Origin of the sequence: Hyphomonas oceanitis (genome assembly GCF_036964545.1) — a bacterium.
Lineage (GTDB): Bacteria > Pseudomonadota > Alphaproteobacteria > Caulobacterales > Hyphomonadaceae > Hyphomonas > Hyphomonas oceanitis.
In genome coordinates this window covers 595,599-614,745 of sequence record NZ_JBALTL010000002.1, presented here as the reverse complement: position 1 = coordinate 614,745, position 19,147 = coordinate 595,599, and the positions used below count along the sequence as shown (strand labels likewise).

Here is a 19,147-nt window from a genome sequence, read left to right as displayed (position 1 = left end):
AATGCAGATTTTGGGAGAAACAAGCCTCAAAAAGGCAGCTTGAAGCCGGGGAGCATGCCGCCGCCGAGGCCCTGGCTGGCTGCTTTCATGGCCTCTTCCATGGCTTCGTCGAGGCGCTTGCGGGCATCGGAATGGGCGGCTTTGAGCAGGTCTTCGAGGATTTCCGGATCGTCGCTCATCAGGGACGGGTCGATCTGGACGGAGATCAGGTCGCCCTTGCCTTTGAGGCGGATGCGGACGAGGCCAGCGCCAGCGACGCCATCGGCTTCGGTGGCTTCGATCTTGGCTTGCGCTTCCCGCATCTTGCCCTGCATTTCCTGGGCCTGCTGCATGATCTTGGCGAGGTCTTTCATGGCGGTGCTTCCTCTTATTATTAGCGCCGGGCGGCGAGCTGGATGACATTGTCACCCGCAGGCCCGGATTCAAGCGGTTCGGGCTCGATCACATCCACAATGACTGCGCCCGGCAGGCTGGCCAGCGCCTCGGCGACGGCCGGATGGGCAGCGGCGGAGGCGAAGCGCTCCTCGCGGGTGCGGATCTCGGTCTGGCGCACGGTTTCGCCGCCGCCGGAGACGCGCTCGACCACCCAGTCCATGTCGGTTTCGTTCTCGAGGAATTTCTTCAGGCGGGCCAGCAGGTCGGCCGGGGCGCCGGGCTCCAGTTCGCACTGCAGCAGGCCGGGCGTAATCTTGCCGGGGCGGACGTATTTCTCCAGCTCGACCTGCAGGTTCACTTCGCGCAATTCATCAAGGCAGGCGATAATATCGGCAAAACTTGTGATGCCGCCGGGGTGGTGCGGCGCCTCAGGGGGGGCGTCAGACTTTCCCGGCGAATCTGTGCCTCCGCTGGCGAGGAGGCGCGCGGCCTCTTCCGGAGATGGCAGGCTGCAGGCGGCTGTCAGGCGCAGCAGCACCATGTTCAGTGCCGTCGCCGTGTCGGGCGCGGTCTGCAAATCATTGAAGCCGGAGAGCAGGATCTGCCAGCAGCGCGAGGCCTGCGCCGGTGTCAGCTTCTGCGCGAGCGCCTGCGTTCGGGCGGCCCAGTCGGCCGGGCCGCCGGGATCGAAATCACCGCCAGTGGCCTGCGCGACGGCAACGTCGGCGGCAATGTCCATCAGGTCCTTCAGGATGACCGACGGGTCAGCCCCGGCATGGACCTGGTCCTTGATCTCGGTCAGGGCAGCCTTGGCGTCGCCATTGATGGCAAAGCTGAACGCATCGAGCAGGCGGCCCCGATCGCCGAGGCCCAGCATGTCGCGCACGGCGGGGCCGGTGACCTCGCCGCCATCCATGGTCTGGACGATGGCCTGATCGAGAATGGAGAGCGCATCGCGCACCGAGCCTTCGGCGGCGCGGGAAATGAGGGCGAGGCCTTCTTCGGAGACCTTGGCGCCTTCGCGCTCGGCAATGCGTTTCAGGTGAGCGGCAAGTTCGACCGAGTCGAGCCGCTTCAGGTCAAACCGCTGGCAGCGCGACAGGACCGTGACCGGCACCTTGCGGATTTCCGTGGTCGCGAAGATGAATTTCACATGCGGCGGCGGCTCTTCCAGCGTCTTCAGCAGCGCATTGAACGCGGCTGTCGACAGCATGTGAACTTCGTCGATGATGTAGACTTTATAGCGCGCCGAAACGGGCGCGTAACGGGCGCCGTCCAGCAGGTCGCGCATGTCGGCGACGCCTGTGCGGGAGGCGGCATCGAGTTCCAGCACGTCCGGGTGGCGGCTGGCCATGATGGCTTCGCAATGGTCGCCGGGCGGGTCGAGATGAATGGAGGGCGCGTCGTGGCCCTCGCGTGTGTAGTTGAGGCCGCGGGCGAGCAGGCGCGCCGTGGTCGTCTTGCCGACGCCGCGCACGCCGGTGAGCATGAAGGCATGGGCGATGCGGCCCGTCTCGAACGCGTTCGAGAGCGTGCGGACCATGGCCTCCTGGCCGATCAGGTCGGTGAAGAGGCGCGGGCGGTATTTGCGCGCGAGAACCTGATAGGCCTTGGGCTTCGCGCCAGCCTCTTCCTCTCCGAACATGGAGAAGGTCTGGTCGTCGCGCTCGGGGGTATCAGATTCGCTCATCGCGGGGACATTAGCGGCTTCGCAGGCGCGGGGGCAAGGAAACAAAGCAAGGCTCATCCTGAGCGAAGTCGAAGGATGCGCCGGGAGGCGGAGAATCCGGCATCCGCCCGCGCCCGTCCTTCGACTTCGCTCAGGATGAGCGCTTTGCGAGGGCGGCACTACCTATCGAATTCGTAACTCAAGCCGGGATTGGCTTGCTGCTATGCCTGCAATCATGGGTGGGATGAGACATGCGCAGAGGCTGGCGGAGGCCATGGCAGGGTCGCTCTGGGCGAAAGGCCTGCTGTCGGCCGGGCTGCATGCGCTGGTGCTGGGCGCCGTGCTGCTGGTCAATCCCTGGCGCCCGCGCCCGCCGGTTGCGACGGTGCCGCTGATTGTCGACCTGATCGTCGAGCCGCCTCCCGAGACACCCCCGCCGCCAGCCCCTGCCCCGCCCGCGCCCGTCGAGACAGTCCCTGCCCGCCGCGCCCTGCCCAAGCTGGAGACACAGGCGACGCGCGCACCACCCGCCGCCGCGCCTGACGATACGCCGGGCGAGACGCTGATCCTGCCGGAGGAGACCGCCCCCGGCAGCGCGGAAACCGGCAATGTGCCCGAGGGGCCGGGCGTAGACCCCGCCGTACAGACAGCTTTGGCGATGATGTTTTGCGGACGCATGAGCCCGGAGGAGCGCGAGGCCGCAGACTGCCCGCCGGAGCCCACGCCTGATCCGTTTGACCGGGAGCCCTGGTTCAGGCTGGCCACGCCGGAAGAGAAACGGCTACAGGCGCTGTATGGCGAAAAGCTGGCGCGGACAGGTGGCTATGACAATCTGCTGGAATGGTATGTCGAGCATGACAAGCCTATTCCCAAAATGCTGCCGGGCGGGATCGACAATTCGATATTTGTCGACCGCAAGAGCGAGGCGGATATCCAGCATGACCGCTTGATGCGCGGCGGCACGATGGACTGGGAAGACGACATCCGCCGCGCGCACGGCCAGTAGGCTCAGCCCTAGCGCGCGATCAGTCGATCCCGAATCGCCTGCTGCATGGCGTCGTCCACGCCGAGCGTGTCGGCAAGGTAGGCGTCGAGGGAGCCGGATTCGGCGGTCATCGTGGCGAGGGCTGTTTCGAGATAGCGCAGGCGCACGCCGAGGAAGGGGCGGTAGACTTCCGCGTCATGGCGCTTGCCCAGCATGTCGTTGAAATACTTTGCCGCTTCCGGAAGGAAGAGCGAGACATTCACGGCCTTGTTGGTCAGCTCGTAATCCTCGCGGATGTCTGCCTCGCTGACACCCAGCACATGATGCGTGAGGGCGCAGAGGATGCCCGTGCGGTCCTTGCCGGCGGCGCAGTTGACGAGGCCCGCCTGATCGCCATCCAGGGCAGCCAGTTGGCGGAACCAGTCGGCAAACATCTCGGTATGGTGGGCCTTGTAGGGGGCCAGCTGGTAATAGGTGTTCATCCAGCCATCGGCGGCCTCGGCATTGACTTCGACTTCCTGCAGGAAGCGCGTGTGGGGGGCATCCACCTCACGGCCGCCATCATGGGTGATCGTGGCGGGAGCCGACCAGCGGCCGGGCTGTTTCTCGCGCTCGTCAGGGCGGCGCAAGTCTGCCTGCAGGGCGATGCCGAGCGCCTCTACGGCCTCGATATCGGCCTCGGAAGCCTCGGCATAATGGCCGGAGCGGAACAGGAGGCCGGGTTTCACCGCGCCCCCGTAGCGGGAGGCGTAGCCACCGAAATCACGGAAATTGCGGACGCCTTCAAGCGGATAGATGCGGGTTTTCATGGCTAACCAGCTAGCGCGCGATACCCACCCCGTCCAGACAGGACCTTGCGTCAGCTGTGAATGACCGGGAACCAGGGCCAGTCTTCCGCGTAGTGAGGGCCTACGGCATATCTGCCGATGAAGGAGATACCTCAATGACAAAGTTCCGTTCTGCCCTACTCGCTGCCTGCCTCGTGGTTGGCGCGCCCGTCCTGACAACCGCATGCACAAGCATGCCGGACGAAGTCAGCCGCGCTGATATCGATTCCCAGAGCACACAGGCTCTGAACCGCCTGACCGCTGACAATTCGGCCGCCAAGGCAATCGCTGCGAAATCGCGCGCCGTGCTGATCTTCCCGTCGATCGTCAAAGCCGGTCTCGGCGTTGGCGGCGCTTATGGTGAAGGCGAAATGCGCAAGAGCGGCGTCGTGCAGGACTATTACAGCACGTTCACCGGTTCGTGGGGCCTTCAGGCCGGCGCGCAGCAATATGGCTATGCCGTCTTCCTGATGAATGACGATGCCGTGAAATATGTTGAAGATTCGGACGGCTGGGAAATCGGCGTCGGCCCAACGGTCGTTCTGGTGAATGCCGGTGTTGCCGAGAACCTCTCGACCTCGACGCTGAAGGAAGACGCCTATGCGTTCATCTTCGACCAGAAGGGCCTGATGGCCGGCATCTCCATCGAAGGCACGAAGATCACGAAGCTCGACGCGAAATAGGCTTTAGGCTTTTGACCTGAATGACGGGCGCTTCCTTTGGAGGCGCCCGTTTCGATTCCGGGTTGTCTCCGGCAAATTTTCGCCTGAAACTTCGCCCTGTGGAAACGGGACGGAGACGAAAAGGGGACCGACATGCCCGAATGGATTCTTCGCTGGATGGCCATCGGCCTTTTGGCGCTCATCACCTTCATCTTCATCGTGCTGGGAGCGGCTGTCCTCAGCGGCCTGACCAATGACCTGTTCCATGCCTTTCTGGAGCTGACCTGGCCCGACAGGCGCGTGGCCGCCATGGCCTCGTTCGAGCCGGATTCGCGCGAGCAGATTTCCTTCTCCATCCTGAATTATGGCATCACGGCGCTTGGCACGGCCTGGGTCGCGTCCTTTGCCTATCTCGTCGTGATGCGGAACCAGCAGAAACAGACCGACCAGCAGCTGTCCATGGCACGCCTGCAACTGACAACGGACCTCGACGAGCAGATCCTCCAGGTGCTGGAATCCGAAGGCGTCGTGGATTTCACCGCTGACGGCAAGCCGGCACGTGTCCGCCTGATCAGCGTGATGGACCGCAACACGCAATGGCGCGCCGGATCGGACCGTTACTGGAAATACCGGGAGGGCGAACGCACGGTTGCCTTTGTCGACACGTCCACCGTGGTCAGCCAGAAGGCCGAGGTCAGCGTCTCGGCCCTGCAGCGCTATCTCGGCTGGATCCGGCGGATCATGCGGGCCATCGAGACCGGCGTCCTGCATGACCGCGACGTGCTGCTGTTCTGGCGATGGGTCGTGATCGGCTGCTACAAGGGACGATACCCCTTCATGCGCGACATCTTCTTCAAGGACGACCTTGATGATTTCGTGGCGCTGGTCGACCGGATCGTGGTGACCGGCGCGAAGGAAGGCAGCGGACGCGGCTTTGTCGGCTACCTGCAGACTCTCGGCGAGCCGGAGCTGATCGCGCTGCTGTCGGACGAGGCGAAAGCGATTGTGACGCCGCAGGCCGTGGCGGCTTAGACCCTCACCTCCCATTGCTGCGCAATGGGCCCCTCCTCTCCCGGAGGGAGAGGGGTTGACCCGGCGCCGTCGCGGATGTGGATTTGCGGCATGAAGGAAACGAGGGATCGAGCTCGCAAATTACGCCGGGACGGAAGTTTTCCGGAGCGTTTGCTATGGTCAAAATTGCGGAACCGACACCTCGGTGGTTGGAAGTTCCGGCGGCAGCATCCGATTGGTCCCTATTTTGCTGACTTCGCATGCGAAGAGGCGAAGCTCATTATTGAACTTGATGGGGATACGCATGGCAATCCGGACCAGCAGGCACATGATGCCAGGCGGACGGCTTTCCTCGAGAGTCAGGATTGGCAGGTAGTTCGTATCTGGAATAGCGATCTGCTGGAAAATATCGACGGGGTTCTGGATACGATCCAGCTCACCCTCATTCACATTTCCAGAACACGCGACGGCTCGACGTAACCCCTCTCCCTTTGGGAGAGGAGGGGCCCGCGCCCGTCAGGGCGTGGGAGGTGAGGGTCTACCGGAACGGCGGTTCGTCGAAAGCGCGGAGTTTGCGGCTGTGCAGTTTGGCGCCCTTGTCGGCGGCGAGCATTTCGAGGGTTTCGATGCCGATGCGGATGTGTTCGCCGATGGCGCGTTCGTAGAATCGGTTGGCCGCGCCGGGCAGCTTGATCTCGCCGTGGAGCGGCTTGTCGGAGACGCAGAGCAGCACGCCATAGGGCACGCGGAGGCGATAGCCATTGGCGGCAATCGTGGCGCTTTCCATGTCGATGGCGATGGCGCGGGACTTGTTGAAGCGCCGGGCGCTAGCGGTGAAGCGCAGTTCCCAGTTGCGGTCATCCGTGGTGACAACCGTGCCCGTGCGCAGGCGACGCTTCAGGGCATCGCCGGTTTCGCCGGTGACGCGGGCGGCGGCTTCCTGCAGCGCGACCTGGACTTCGGCAAGGGCCGGGACCGGGATTTCGGGCGGCAGCACGGCGTCGAGCACATGGTCTTCGCGCAGGTAGGCGTGGGCGAGCACATAGTCGCCGATGGACTGGCTGTGGCGCAGGCCGCCGCAGTGGCCGACCATGAGCCAGACCTGCGGGCGCAGGACGGCGAGATGGTCCGTGATCGTCTTGGCGTTGGACGGGCCGACGCCGATATTCACCAGCGTGATCCCTGCCCCGTTGGGCGCGCGCAGGTGATAGGCCGGCATCTGGTAGCGGCGCCACGGGGCCGCGTCGATGTCGGCGCGCGACGCCTCGGCAACATCCGACACTTCCAGCCCGCCGGGGACGGAGAGCGAGGTGTAGTGACTGTCCGTGCCGATCTGGGTCAGCGCCCAGTCGCAGAAGGCATCGACATAGCGGTGATAGTTCGTGAAGAGAACATAGTGCTGGAAGTGCTCGACCGGCGTGCCGGTATAGTGCTGGAGGCGCTTCAGCGAGAGATCGACGCGCGGCCCGTCGAACAGGGCCAGCGGGTGGGTCTCGTAGGGCTCGTAAAGCTCGCCATCGGCCACTTCGTCGCCAATGTCTGCCAGTTGCGGGCTGGGGAACCAGCGGGCGAGTTCGGCGGGCGAGATTTCCTCAAGGCCCTCGGCCTGTCCCTGTTCCCAGACATAGGCATAGGGGATTTCCTGCGACGAGCGCTCGACGACGACTTCGATGTCATAGTCGCGCATCAGAGGCGTAAGCTGTTCGATCAGGTAGGGGCGGAAGAAATCCGGCCGTGTGAAGCTGGAAATATAGGTGCCGGCTTCGGACATCTTACCGAAGGCGCGGGAGATGGGCGGCGGCGGGCCATCCGGATCATAGGTGAGCCGGATCTGCGGATAGCAGAAGGCGCCGCTATCGCGGAGATTGGCCTCGGGCGGCGTGCCCTTGTGGAGGTAAAGATCGAGCGCGCCGGAAAGCGCCTCGACGGCTTCGCTGTAAAGCTTGTCCAGCGCGTCAACGACCGCTGCAGGTGTGGTGAGTTTCGTCATGTGCCCAGATGCCGGAAATGAATGGACTCGTCAATTGCCGCTGCTTGTTACGGCGAATTACGGATTGCCGACTTCCCTTGATGGTTGCAATGGCTTGGCGCGCCTGAAAAACGGAATAGTTTCAGTCGCAACCTTGGGAGGGGATAATGCGTACACGCCTGTTGGACGGAGTTGTGGCCCTGTCGGCCGCAGCGGGGGCCGGGCTGGAAATGATCCTGTCGCTGGCCCCGCCAAACCCGGGTGGGCTGGCCGGAACGCTCGTCGAATATTTAAGCTATTTTACGCTGGATACGAATGTGCTGGTCGCTCTGGCCATGGGCTGGAGCGCGCTGGCACCTGAAAGCGGGCCGGGGAAATTCTTTTCGAAGCCGGGCGTGCGCACTGCCATCACGCTCTACATCCTGCTGGTGGCGCTGGTTTATCACTTCATGCTGCGCGATATCTGGACGCCTTATGGCTGGGCCAAGGTATCCAATTTCATCCTGCATTATGTGACGCCGGTCCTGATGCTGTGCAACTGGCTGCTGATCTCGCGCAAGGACGGGCTGCGCCTGTTGCAGATTCCGGGCTGGATGACCTTCCCGGCCGTTTATGCCGTGCTCGTTCTGCTGCGCGGGCAGCTGACCGGCATCTATCCCTATGGGTTCCTCAATGTGGCCGAGATTGGCTGGACCGCATCGCTGATGAATGTGGCTGGCATGATCCTCGGCATGGGGATCGCCGGATGCGTCATGGTTGTGGCGGCGCGCAGGCTGCCGCATGGCCCCATGGGGGCCATGCCGGCCAAGTGAGGCGTCAGTGCGATCCTGGTGACGGGACCGCGCTGGAGCCCGCCGTTCCGATGCCGAGTGAGCCGTCCATGTAATCCGAAATCGGCGTGGGCGTTGCAGCACAGGCGACCGGTGCAGGTGGTGCCTGCCCGGTCGATTTTGCGCTGTGGAGAGCCTTCGGTTCAGGACGTATCGGCGTGCGCGACGGCTTTCAACGCAATATCATGAAGCTCCAGAATAGCGGCGCGTTCGTGCGTGTCCTGACGGGGACTGCGCACCACGGGTGGCAGGTCTTCGGCGAGAATGGGCGCGGGCTCCGGCGCACGCAGGTCGTGCGCGAGGCGCCGTGTCATGCGGGCAATGTGGCGGGCGGGATCGGCATAGACATCGCGCAGGGCGACAGCGCGGCGCACGAGCGTCTGGGCGGGAATGAGGTCGTCCGGACGGGGCGGATATTCGCCGGGCTCGGGTGGTGGCAGGGGCTGGTCGAGATAAAGCATGCGCGGGCGTAAGGCAGCGGCGCGCCGGGGCGGTTGCGGACGCGCGGCGCCGGGGCGTGGGCAGGGATCGGACAGGCGGAAGACGGGACGCGTGAAGAGTGGGCGGCGCGCGGGCCGGGCGGGCTTGCGGGTGGGCGCCCCGCCCTGACGTGAGCTGCGCACAACGCGTTCCGGCAGGGGCTGTTCCAGCACCATCAGGACAAGCAGGCGGCGCGTGAGCATTTCGAGCCGCACGAGGCGGGCGCGCAGGACGGCGCATTCAGCCCGCTTGAGGAACGGGCGGCACAGCGTGAGCCCGAGGCGCAGACTGCCCACAAGTTCATGGGCATGATAATCCGCCCGCCGCCAGGAGACGATGAGGAGACTACGGAGGGAGTCAGAGAGGTTGAACATGGCGCCGATCATGCCACGAGCTGGCGAGGGGGCGGAAAGCGGAGGGGCAAAAGAGCCGGAATGGCCGGTGCGTGCTGGATCGGCGGCAGAGCGAAGTGTGGGATAGGCGGACGGCCCGCGCGCGAATCACTGGTTGCGTCCGGCGCAGCATTTCGCGGGCCATATGCCGGATGCCCGGTCCACCCCCGATAGGGCCGCGGGCAATGTCTGGCACCTGCAGGAAGCCGTGCAGATCGCGGCGCTGGCCGGCGATTCACCCCTGCCCTGTTATGCCGCACCATGACCGTGGACAGGCGCCGGATGAACTTGCGGAATTCTGACCGGAATCGGCTCAAATACCTCCAGTACATTGTTTTAATACTATTTACATGGGAATCTTCCGCAACGTAAGCTAACAAAAGGCGCGAGTTATCATGCAAATATGCATGCCAGACCTCCAGAATTCGGGATTCGAAGCGCCATTTCAGATGAAGGTTTAGGCAGGCGCGCCCGCTAAACAGGCGCTGGCAGAACAGACGCAGCGTTTGACATAAAATTCGCGTTTCAATCGTTGCGTTGCTGCGTCTGCGAGAACATTATTGCAGTGCAGCATGAGTTGGCTGCTCCCAGTTGGCCAGTGCGCGCCTCAGCGCATTACGGGGAGTAGCGATCATAAGACTCAGTTGCGGGGGGAGTTTCCTGCCGGAATTTTCCGGCGCTAACTTCTTAAAGGGCTAAACCCATGTTGAAACCAATTGCATCTATCATGGCCGCTGCCGTGATCCTCTCGCCAGTCGCTTTTGCTGAAGCGCAAACACCCATCACTGTCGAAATCCAGTACGACAAGGACCTGCTGGCGCTTGATGCCGGCGCACCTGTCGTGATGGCTTCGATCAAGGCGCAGGCCAAGAAAGCCTGCACCAGCTATGTTCCCGTCTTCGGCGGCAATTACACAGATCGCAGCTGTGTCAACGACATCGTGTCGGCCGCCGTTTCCAAGATCAACGAACAGCAGGCGCTGGAAGGCCGTGAAACGGCTGACGAATTTGCCCAGCAGACCGTGATGATCCTCGCCGACGCGGAACAACGCTAGGCCATTTCCTCCCGGTCTTGTGCGTTGGAGGGGTCGCCCACGGCCACGGGCGGCCCCTCACTTCACCTCATTGGTGAAAGGTGAGTCCTGTTACAAAATCTGAAGGACAAAGCGCGCGAACCATGTATGTTCACGCTTTGGTGCAGGGCGACGTGAAAGCGTCGCCTTGTTTGCTTTGGTGACTGGACGGGCCCTTCCGGCGGACAATGGATACGGGATGATTTTCAAACACGGAGACGGCGCGCGCCCCTCTGCCGCAAATGATCCACGCATGCTGCAGCAGGCGCTCAACGCGGCCGGTTACGGCGTATTCCTTTATGATGCCGCCAGCGGCCAGATGAGCCTGGATGCCCGCACGCGCGAGCTGTTCGGCGTGCCACATCTCGACAGCGCGCAACCCGCCGACATTATGATCCAGCTGGCTCATGAAGAAGACCGGGCTTGGGTGGCGCGGGCCGCCAGCGAGGCGCTGAACCCGAACGGCAGCGGGACTTATACGGTCGAGCACCGCACGCTGATGCAGGATGGCAGCGTGCGCTGGGTCGCCGTGAACGGACGCACCGAGTTTGAAACCACTGGCGACGAGCGCCGCGCGGTGTTGACCTGCGGCGTGGTGCGGGACGTGACCGAGGAACGCGCCATCATGGACGAGCTGATGGTGGCACAGACGAATCTGGCCACGGCTGTCGAGGCGGCCAACCTCGGCATCTTCCAGTCTGACTTCATCAGCAATACATCAAGCTGGGACCGGCGCGCGGTGATGCTGTTCGGCGCCGACGTCGAGGGCGCTCAGCTTGGTGAGCAGGAGATCTTCGAGTCGATCCATCCCGATGACTATGAAGAGGTGATGGCGGCGATCCAGCGCTCGATGGATCCCGACGGCGACGGCGAATACAAGGCCGACCACCGCATCAAGGGCGCCGACGGCGAATTCCGCTGGATCGGCGTGCGCGGGAAAACCGAGTTCGGCGTGCAAAAGGGCGAGCGGGCGCCGCTCTACCAGCGCGGGGTCGTGTTTGACCGGACCGAGGACAAGATGCGTGAGGAGCAATCGGCGCTGCATGTGCGCGAGATGAACCACCGCGTGAAGAACACGCTGTCGCTGGTCACGTCGATCATGAACCAGACGCTGCGCTCGTCGGAGGACCTGGACGATTTCCGGGAGAAGTTTTCGGGGCGCGTCGGGGCGATTTCTTCGGTGCACTCGATCATCGTGGATGGCACCAGCACGCCGGCGCGCCTGCGCGACCTGATCGAAAGCCAGGTGACCCCCTATGTTCCGGACACGGGCGATTGCCTGGAGGTATCGGGCGAGCAGGTGCAGCTGACGGCGGAGCGCGCGCGGGCACTGGTCCTGGTACTGCACGAACTGGCGACGAATGCCAGCAAGTATGGCGCGCTGAGCGTGGCGGAGGGCAAGGTGCGGATTGCCTGGGAGCGCGTGCGCGAAGACGGGCACGACTTTGTCGACATCCGCTGGGAAGAAGTGGGCGGGCCGGCCGTCTCGACGCCGGAGCGGACGGGATTTGGCAGCAAGCTGATCATGAGCCTGCTCGGCAAGGGGGACGGATCTTTCGCGAAGACGGACTACCTGCCCGGCGGCGTGCAGGTTTACATGCGCGTTGGTCTCGAAGCGGACTGATCCGGCCGCCAGCGATTTCATAAATGTCGATGCAAACCGGGCGGCCTTTCGAGGGCCCGGCCCAGATTTCGATTGACGTGCGCCGTATTTGTAACAATATTACATTACATTAATTGACACGGGACCGGATGACCGGCCCGGCAAAACCGGAGGAAACACGCATGCTGAACTCGACCGCAACTCGCACACCCGCCGCCGCCCTGATGGCCCTGCCGGTTGCCTATGGCCTGTTCCTTTTGATGAATTCGCTGATCGACGTGAAGGAGATCAGCATTGTTCCGGTGGCCTCGCGCGTGCTGGATGCGATCACGCCGCAGCGGCCGGACCCGGATGCGCCGATGACCAAGCGCACGAAGCCAACACCGCTGGATGCGGCCACACAGCCGCCGCCACCGCCGCGCGCATCAGCGACGCAGACTGACATTTTCCTGCCGACCCCTGTCGTGGCCGGCGCCGTGCCGGAGGGCCTGTGGACACATGTGCAGATGCCGACGATCAAGCCGGTTGTCGTATCATCGCGTGGGTATCAGGTGGTGCGTCCGCCTTTGCCTGTCTATCCGCGCCGGGCCGCCGAGCGGGGCATTTCGGGGACATGCAATGTGGCCTTCAGCATCGACCCGCGTGGCAAGCCGTTCCGCGTCTCGGCCACGTGTAGCGACCCTGTCTTCGTCAGCGAAGCGGAAAGCTCGGTCTCGAAAGCGGAGTTCGCGCCGCAACTCGTCGACGGCCAGTTCGTGACGGTGACGGGGCTGGAATATCCGCTGAATTTCAAGCTGGGTGAGTGACCGCTTCACCTGCTGCGCAGGCACCTCCCCCGCAAGCGGGGGAGGATGAAGGGACTATTCCGCCGGGACGGAGGCGGGTTTGCGTTTGTCGAAATTGGTCCAGACGCCGTCTTCGCCGTGCCAGTCGCCGCGGGTGGCGCCTTTGGAATATTCGGTGGCGCGCTGTTCGAAGAAGTTGGCGTGCTCGACCCCGTTGAGGATTTCCGAGAGCCAGGGCAGCGGGTGCTTGTCGATGCCGTAGATCGGCTCGAGCTTCAGCTGGCCGAGGCGCCAGTCGGCGATATAGCGGATGTATTGCTTGATATCGTCGGGCGTCATGCCTTCGATCTCGCCGGCTTCGAAGGCGAGTTCGATGAACTTGTCTTCCAGCGCGACCACAGTGCGGCAATTGTCGCGGATCTTCTCGCGAAGCGCATCGGTCATCACGCCGGTTTCCGCGCAGAAGGCGTGGAAGAGCTTGATCATGCCTTCGCAGTGGAGCGACTCGTCGCGGATCGACCAGGTGACGATCTGGCCCATGCCCTTCATCTTGTTGAAGCGCGGGAAGTTCATCAGCATGGCAAAGCTGGCGAAGAGCTGGAGGCCTTCGGTGAAGGCGCCGAAGACGGCCATGGAGACGGCGATGTCTTCATTGGTCTCGCAGCCGAACTGGCCGAGATAGTCATGCTTCGCCGACATCTCCTGATATTCCATGAAGGCGGAGAATTCGGAATCGGGCATGCCGATGGTTTCCAGCAGCAGCGCATAAGCCGCGATGTGGATCGTCTCCATGTTGGAGAAGGAGGCCAGCATCATCGACACTTCGGTCGGCTTGAAGAGCGGCATGTAATTGGTCATGTAGTTCGCGCCGACCTCGACGTCGGACTGCGTGAAGAAGCGGAAGATCTGGGTCAGCAGGTTACGCTCGCCGTCCGACAGCTTGACCGCCCAGTCCTTGCAGTCCTCGCCCAATGGCACCTCTTCGGGCATCCAGTGGACCTGCTGCTGCTTCTTCCAGAAGTCATAGGCCCACGGGTAGCGAAACGGCTTGTAGGCAAAGCTGGGTGTCAGCAGTCCTGGCAAATTCTGGTGTCCGTCAGCCATGGGGGCCTCCTTGGTGTTCATGTCGATGTTTGGAGTAATATACACCACATATAGTGCTTCATTCAGGTTAATGACGCAAGATGTTCCGGTAACGATTGCGACACTTGTCCACAGGCCTGCACACAGGAAAAGCGCTGGCGACGTGTTTGCGGGCAAATGCGCCCAAATTTCTTATACGCCCGATTCCGGTGCGAGTCCCCCGTCGGTCGCGGGGCATTTTTCAGGAAGACGCACGCACAACCCTAATGCGCATCTCAGGACACATTCGCACGTCACATTAGCTTATTGTTTATTATATATAATATATACACGCCCGATGCGTTTTGTTGACCAACCTTCTTACGACCCTGAATGGCTTGCGATAATGCGCACGCAAGCGGGGACGCAATAGAGACCGCCCCCATGATCTCCGCACTTGAACATCTTCGGCAGATTTTCGATGCCCTGCCTTATCCGATCTTCGCCAAGAACGGGAAGCATCAATGGATCTATGGCAACGCGGCGTTCGAGCAACTTATCGGCACCGATGACTATATCGGGAAGGATGATTCTGCCTATTTCCCGATGGAGCAAGTCAAGGTGTTCCGCACCCAGGACCGCCGCGTATTCGGCGGCGAGGAAAGCCTCAATGAGGAAGAGATCGGTGAGGGCCTTTTTGCACTGACCCGCAAGATACCGCTGACCTTGCCCGACGGGTCGCTCGGCCTGGTCGCCATCATTCTCGCCACACTCAAATCTGATGCAGCGACGACGGACCGGGCGTGGATATCCGAAGCCTTGCGCCGGGAACCGGCAGAACAGAAACAGCATCTGGAAACCTCCTGGTCCGAACGGCATGAGGAGCTGCAACAGCGCCTGACCGCAGTTGAAAGCATGCATTCCAGTACGCTGCAGATTGCGCGGACGGACGCGACGACCGGTCTCATGAACCGTCTGGGCTTTGATGCCGAGATCGAAAAAGCCATCCTTGCGTCCAAGGAAAGCGGCAAGCCCTTCGGCGTCGCGTTCATCGATGTTGACCGGTTCAAGCAGATCAATGACCGGTTTGGCCATGCGTCCGGCGACAAGGTGCTGACCGTCGTCGGCAGGCGCCTGAACGAGCTGCCTGACGTATTCGCCGTGGCCCGCTGGGGCGGTGACGAATTCGCGCTTTTGACAGAACTGCCGAATATCGGCCTGGAAGCCCTGAGCCAGGGATTCGAAGAGGCGCGCCAATATGCCTTCCGTCCGGTCAAGGATGGTAATCGCAGGATCAGTATTTCCGGGTCTGCCGGTATGGCCGTCTATCCCGATGATGCGACCGACGCTGAAGAGCTGATGCGCTATGCCGATATTGCCCTGATCCGGGCCAAGCAGTCTGGACGCGGACGCGTTCTGATTTTCGATCACAAACTCAATGATGCCGAAAAGCGCCGCACACGGATAATGAGGGACCTGCCCGAGGCCATCGCCAATGGCGAAATAGTGCCCTATTACCAACCCATCATCTGTACGAGCAAACGCACTGTTCGCGGTGTCGAAGCACTGGCGCGCTGGACGCACAAGGAGTTGGGGCCGATCGATCCGGCAGAGCTGTTTGAACTCGCCCACATGGCCGCAATGGCGAGTGACGTCGACAAGCATCTGCGCACCGTGGCCCTGGAGCAGGTAAAGCCGTGGCTGGACAATGGCCTGATCAACTACCTTTCACTGAACATTTCACCGCAGGACATCGTCTGTGAGGATTTCGCAGAGAAGTTTCTGGGCAGGCTGAAGGCGATGGAGATCAGTCCGCAAAGTATTTGCGTTGAGATCCTGGAATCAGCCATTGTCAGCGATCTTGGTCTGGCGCACGCCAACCTCGAGCAACTGAGTGCTGCAGGCGTGAAGATTGCGCTGGATGATTACGGCACAGAGTTTTCAAACCTGCGAGCCTTGCTGGACCTGCCGCTGGACAAGCTGAAGCTGGACCAGTCGCTGGTGCGCGCACTCGGCACGAACAACAAGGTGGGCAACCTGCTGATCTCGATCATGGAGCTGGCCAAGGCGCTGGATGTTCGCGTGGTGGCCGAGGGCATCGAGACCCGGCTGCAGTCCAGCTTCATCACCTCCATCGGATGTGACCTGATGCAGGGATACCTGTTTTCCCCGCCCCTGCCCTATGCGCAAATGAACGAATGGCTGGGCGAGTATCGCGAGAAAGTGGCCTGAGACCTGTCGCGCTAGTGAGCGTGGCGGGATGACGGCGACAGGTGGGCTGGCAGCACGGGGCGCGGCTGGCCAGGCGCGGTCGCATTCACCGGCATGACGGCCTGAGAGACAGTCAGCGACACGTCTTCCCAATCGCTTGTCTCCAGCCCCGATTCGAGACGACGCTCGGCACGCATGGCGCGGCGGAAGACGAAGGCTGTGAGCACGACGAGGCCGACGACCGAGATGGCCAGGGCAATGTTGACGAAGGTCTGCGGGACGTGGAGTTCGGCGAGGAGTGTCCAGACGGCGGTCAGGTCGACAATGGTCGTGATCTCCATGATGAGGAGCGTCATGACCAGGGCTTTCAGGAAGCGGCCCATGAGATGTGTTGTCCATGAAAACACCAGCATGCGCTGGCACAGGTTCTATTATCTGCCTGTCCCGACCGGCCCGCAAGATGGATTTATCAGGTCGCTAGTGTGTCGCCGCGCAGGCGGCCGGGACATGGGCGCCGAGCATGGGCAGGCCCTCGGTGCAAAGTTCCAGACCGCCCTGCCACATCATGTGCAATGCCACATAGAGGATCACGGCAAGTCCGACAAAGGCGATCCAGCGATGCTTGCCAAGGATGCGCGCGATCAGCGATGAGGCGAGGCCCATCAACAGGATGGACAGCGTGAGGCCGAAGACCAGCACCCAGGGATGTTCGCGCGCGGCGCCGGCGACGCCGAGGACATTGTCGAGCGACATGGAGACGTCGGCGAGGATGATCTGCACAACGGCGGCGCGCAGGGACTTGGCAGGTTTTTGCCCGGCAATCGTGCCGTCACCATCAAGGTCTTCCGCCGCAAGGGCTTCAGCCGTGTTGTGCGCAGCGTGTTCCTGAAGCTCGCGCCACATCTTCCACGCGACCCAGAGCAGCAGGATGCCGCCGGCAAAGAGCAGGCCGACAATCAGGAGGAGCTGGGCTGCAACGAGCGCAAAGGCGATGCGCAGCACCGTGGCGGCGATGATGCCAATGAGAATGGCCTTGGCGCGCTGCTGCTTTGGCAGGCCGGCGGCGGCCATGCCAATGACCACGGCATTGTCGCCCGCCAGGACGAGGTCAATTGCGATAACGGCGAAGAACGCCTGAATGAGTTCCGGCGTCAGGAAATCTGGCGTCATGGCGGGAAGGCTTTCCTTGCCGGTTAACCTGGAAATGCTGTCGGCTTCGTTACTCAGATGGGGGTGATCGGTTCAGGCGGCAATGCCATACCTGTTGAAACGGGTCTCCGCTTCTAGGAGCGGGCTGTGTTTGTTGTAATTTCGGCCGTCGTCGAATTGGCGATGAAGCAGAGTTCGTGCGCCTCATGGTGCAGGGCTTTAATCTGGTCGGCGGACGGGGCGAGCCCCTCATAGCTGACGACCGGGCTCAGGGTCACACGGGTGATCGCCATGCGACCGGCCGGATTCTTGCCCATCACACCAACGGCCTGGTCTTCATAGGTGTTGACGACGAAGCCGGCATCACGCGCCTTGTGGAGGTAAAAAAGCATATGGCAGCTGGAGATTGACGCGACAAAGGCCTCTTCGGGATCGACATTGCCCGCGACTGAATACGGCAGCGGGACAATATCAGGTGATGCCGAAGCTGGCACTATCAGGCCGCCGTCAAACTCCCACTCATGCGCGCGTGTGTGCTTGTTGGCCTTGAAGTCCCCCTCACCACGCGACCATCTGATGATGGCTGTATGTTTACCCATGTCAGGTCTCCCGAATGTGCGCATTGCGGCTGCCGCTGTTTACCCCGCCGCGACGGCCAGCATCAAGCCGCATGAATCGGAATGCGGTTGCCGCTTCGCCGGTCTAGTCAGGCACCGGAAACTGACAGGAGGCCACATGCGTGTCGCAGATATTTACTGGGCAGATGTTGAAGCAGCGCTGGACGCAACCGGCTTTGCCTCGCTGGGCGTGCTGCTGGAGGCCGATGCGCGAGCAAATCTGATCGGCGCCTATGACCAGAGCGCGCCCTATCGCAGCCATGTGCATATGGCGCGGCACGGGTTCGGGCGGGGGCAATACAAGTATTTCCGCTATCCCCTGCCCGGCGCGATCGCGGCGCTGCGGGAGGCGCTGTATCCGGGCTGCGCGGCCATCGCCAATCGCTGGGCTGAGCGGATGCGCACGGACATGCGCTATCCGGCCGAGCATGCCGACTTTCTGGAGACATGCCGCGCGGCGGGACAGACGCGCCCGACGCCGCTGATCCTCTCCTATAAGTCCGGGGACTATAATTGCCTGCATCAGGACCTGTATGGCGGGATCGTTTTTCCGCTCCAGATCGTTATCCTGTTGAGTGAAGAAGATGATTTTGACGGCGGTGAATTTGTGATGACAGAGCAGAGACCAAGGATGCAGTCGCGAGCGCATGTCGTGCCGCTGCGCGCGGGCGAAGCGGTGGTCTTCGCGGTGAATGAGCGGCCTGTGAAAGGCACGCGGGGCGACTATCGCGTGAAGATGCGGCATGGCGTCAGCACACTGACGCGCGGGGCGCGGTTTGCCACGGGCATCATCTTCCATGAGGCGACCTGATGGCTGACCTGTTGAGCGATCTTCGGCCGGGCGAGATGTGGCATGGCGAAGGCGTGCTGCACTTGCCGGGCTTTGCCGATGCGGGCGCTATATGGGCCGCGCTGCACCCTGTGCTGAAGGCGGCGCCGTTCCGGCATCTGGTGACTCCGGGGGGAAAGACCATGTCAGTGTCGATGACGAATTGCGGACGGGTTGGATGGGTGTCTGACCGGGCGGGCTATCGGTATCAGGCGGTTGACCCGCTGAGCGGGCGGCCATGGCCGGACATGCCCGACGCCTTGCGCGATGTTGCCGTGCGGGCAGCGACAGCATTCGGCGCGGCCGACTTTGCCCCCGATGCCTGCCTGATCAATTGCTATGATGTCGGCGCGCGGCTGACGCCGCACCAGGACCGGGATGAGCAGGACCTTGGCCAGCCGGTTGTATCTGTGTCGCTTGGCCTGCCCGGCCGGTTCGTGATTGGCGGGACGGAGCGGGCTGGCCCGAAACAGACTGTGCTGCTGGAGCATGGCGACGCGCTGGTGTTCGGGCGGGAGGCGCGCCTTGCCTATCATGGCGTGCTGCCGATCAAAGCAGGCGATCACCCGGTGATCGGCGCACGGCGCATCAGCCTGACCTTTCGCAAGGCGGGGTGAGG

20 protein-coding genes are annotated in these 19,147 nt (G+C 62.5%); 11 read left to right on the top strand and 9 right to left on the bottom strand.

Annotation, left to right across the window (positions count from 1 at the left end):
• Positions 1-26 precede the first annotated feature (26 nt).
• Together V7651_RS07965 and V7651_RS07960 are read right to left on the bottom strand one after the other, a co-directional pair.
• Positions 27-353 (bottom strand): YbaB/EbfC family nucleoid-associated protein, encoded by a 327-nt coding sequence (locus V7651_RS07965; RefSeq protein WP_335612828.1) that lies wholly within the window; start codon positions 351-353, stop codon positions 27-29.
• A 20-nt stretch (positions 354-373) separates the two neighbouring features.
• Positions 374-2,065: a DNA polymerase III subunit gamma/tau gene (locus V7651_RS07960; protein ID WP_335612827.1), complete on the bottom strand. Its 1,692-nt coding sequence runs from the start codon at positions 2,063-2,065 to the stop codon at positions 374-376.
• A 253-nt stretch (positions 2,066-2,318) separates the two neighbouring features.
• Here V7651_RS07960 and V7651_RS07955 point away from each other — a divergent pair, with 253 nt between their 5' ends.
• Entirely contained in the window at positions 2,319-3,050 is a 732-nt protein-coding gene (locus tag V7651_RS07955; protein WP_335612826.1) for a hypothetical protein, read from the top strand.
• 8 nt (positions 3,051-3,058) lie between these two features.
• Here V7651_RS07955 and V7651_RS07950 read toward each other — a convergent pair whose 3' ends face one another.
• Positions 3,059-3,838 carry a tyrosine-protein phosphatase gene (locus V7651_RS07950; protein WP_335612825.1) on the bottom strand — a complete coding sequence of 260 codons (780 nt, stop codon included), beginning with the start codon at positions 3,836-3,838 and terminating at the stop codon, positions 3,059-3,061.
• A gap of 134 nt (positions 3,839-3,972) precedes the next feature.
• Between V7651_RS07950 and V7651_RS07945 the strand changes: the two genes are divergently transcribed.
• The 3 genes from V7651_RS07945 to V7651_RS07935 all read left to right on the top strand — a co-directional run bounded on the left by V7651_RS07945 (position 3,973) and on the right by V7651_RS07935 (position 6,009).
• The gene (locus V7651_RS07945) at positions 3,973-4,539 is read left to right on the top strand and encodes a lipid-binding SYLF domain-containing protein (RefSeq protein ID WP_035536083.1); all 567 of its coding nucleotides are present in this window, start codon (positions 3,973-3,975) and stop codon (positions 4,537-4,539) included.
• Between the two features lie 132 nt (positions 4,540-4,671).
• A complete protein-coding gene (locus tag V7651_RS07940) occupies positions 4,672-5,550 on the top strand; it encodes a hypothetical protein (protein WP_335612824.1) in 879 nt (292 codons plus the stop codon).
• Positions 5,551-5,640: 90 nt separating this feature from the next.
• Entirely contained in the window at positions 5,641-6,009 is a 369-nt protein-coding gene (locus V7651_RS07935; protein ID WP_335612823.1) for an endonuclease domain-containing protein, read from the top strand.
• A gap of 58 nt (positions 6,010-6,067) precedes the next feature.
• Here the strand turns inward: V7651_RS07935 and V7651_RS07930 are convergent, their stop codons facing one another.
• Positions 6,068-7,519: an AMP nucleosidase gene (locus tag V7651_RS07930; RefSeq protein WP_335612822.1), complete on the bottom strand. Its 1,452-nt coding sequence runs from the start codon at positions 7,517-7,519 to the stop codon at positions 6,068-6,070.
• Between the two features lie 146 nt (positions 7,520-7,665).
• On the opposite strand from V7651_RS07930, the gene V7651_RS07925 reads away from it, so the two are divergent.
• Positions 7,666-8,310 (top strand): Pr6Pr family membrane protein, encoded by a 645-nt coding sequence (locus V7651_RS07925; RefSeq protein ID WP_335612821.1) that lies wholly within the window; start codon positions 7,666-7,668, stop codon positions 8,308-8,310.
• Between the two features lie 161 nt (positions 8,311-8,471).
• Here V7651_RS07925 and V7651_RS07920 read toward each other — a convergent pair whose 3' ends face one another.
• On the bottom strand, positions 8,472-9,182 hold the full coding sequence (locus V7651_RS07920) for a hypothetical protein (RefSeq protein ID WP_335612820.1): 711 nt from the start codon (positions 9,180-9,182) through the stop codon (positions 8,472-8,474).
• A gap of 721 nt (positions 9,183-9,903) precedes the next feature.
• On the opposite strand from V7651_RS07920, the gene V7651_RS07915 reads away from it, so the two are divergent.
• The 3 genes from V7651_RS07915 (at position 9,904) to V7651_RS07905 (ending at position 12,681) form a co-directional block, all read left to right on the top strand.
• Positions 9,904-10,254, top strand: coding sequence for a UrcA family protein (locus V7651_RS07915; protein WP_084146129.1), 351 nt, complete (start codon positions 9,904-9,906; stop codon positions 10,252-10,254).
• A 217-nt stretch (positions 10,255-10,471) separates the two neighbouring features.
• The gene (locus V7651_RS07910; RefSeq protein WP_335612819.1) at positions 10,472-11,896 is read left to right on the top strand and encodes a sensor histidine kinase; all 1,425 of its coding nucleotides are present in this window, start codon (positions 10,472-10,474) and stop codon (positions 11,894-11,896) included.
• A gap of 161 nt (positions 11,897-12,057) precedes the next feature.
• Positions 12,058-12,681, top strand: a complete 624-nt coding sequence (locus V7651_RS07905) for an energy transducer TonB (RefSeq protein ID WP_335612818.1) — start codon at positions 12,058-12,060, stop codon at positions 12,679-12,681.
• 54 nt (positions 12,682-12,735) lie between these two features.
• Here the strand turns inward: V7651_RS07905 and V7651_RS07900 are convergent, their stop codons facing one another.
• Entirely contained in the window at positions 12,736-13,764 is a 1,029-nt protein-coding gene (locus V7651_RS07900) for a ribonucleotide-diphosphate reductase subunit beta (protein WP_335592365.1), read from the bottom strand.
• 402 nt (positions 13,765-14,166) lie between these two features.
• On the opposite strand from V7651_RS07900, the gene V7651_RS07895 reads away from it, so the two are divergent.
• Entirely contained in the window at positions 14,167-15,954 is a 1,788-nt protein-coding gene (locus tag V7651_RS07895) for a sensor domain-containing protein (RefSeq protein WP_335612817.1), read from the top strand.
• Between the two features lie 11 nt (positions 15,955-15,965).
• On the opposite strand, the gene V7651_RS07890 is transcribed toward V7651_RS07895, so the two are convergent.
• The 3 genes from V7651_RS07890 to V7651_RS07880 form a co-directional block, all read right to left on the bottom strand.
• Complete coding sequence (locus V7651_RS07890; RefSeq protein WP_335612816.1) at positions 15,966-16,346, bottom strand: hypothetical protein; 381 nt, start codon at positions 16,344-16,346, stop codon at positions 15,966-15,968.
• Positions 16,347-16,410: 64 nt separating this feature from the next.
• Positions 16,411-17,103, bottom strand: coding sequence for a TerC family protein (locus V7651_RS07885; RefSeq protein WP_335612815.1), 693 nt, complete (start codon positions 17,101-17,103; stop codon positions 16,411-16,413).
• A 113-nt stretch (positions 17,104-17,216) separates the two neighbouring features.
• Positions 17,217-17,681 (bottom strand): OsmC family protein, encoded by a 465-nt coding sequence (locus tag V7651_RS07880; RefSeq protein WP_335612814.1) that lies wholly within the window; start codon positions 17,679-17,681, stop codon positions 17,217-17,219.
• A gap of 136 nt (positions 17,682-17,817) precedes the next feature.
• Between V7651_RS07880 and V7651_RS07875 the strand changes: the two genes are divergently transcribed.
• The gene (locus tag V7651_RS07875; protein ID WP_335612813.1) at positions 17,818-18,510 is read left to right on the top strand and encodes a 2OG-Fe(II) oxygenase; all 693 of its coding nucleotides are present in this window, start codon (positions 17,818-17,820) and stop codon (positions 18,508-18,510) included.
• Positions 18,510-19,145 carry a DNA oxidative demethylase AlkB gene (gene alkB, locus V7651_RS07870; protein WP_335612812.1) on the top strand — a complete coding sequence of 212 codons (636 nt, stop codon included), beginning with the start codon at positions 18,510-18,512 and terminating at the stop codon, positions 19,143-19,145. Before V7651_RS07875 ends, alkB begins: the two co-directional genes overlap by 1 nt.
• Positions 19,146-19,147: the final 2 nt, after the last annotated feature.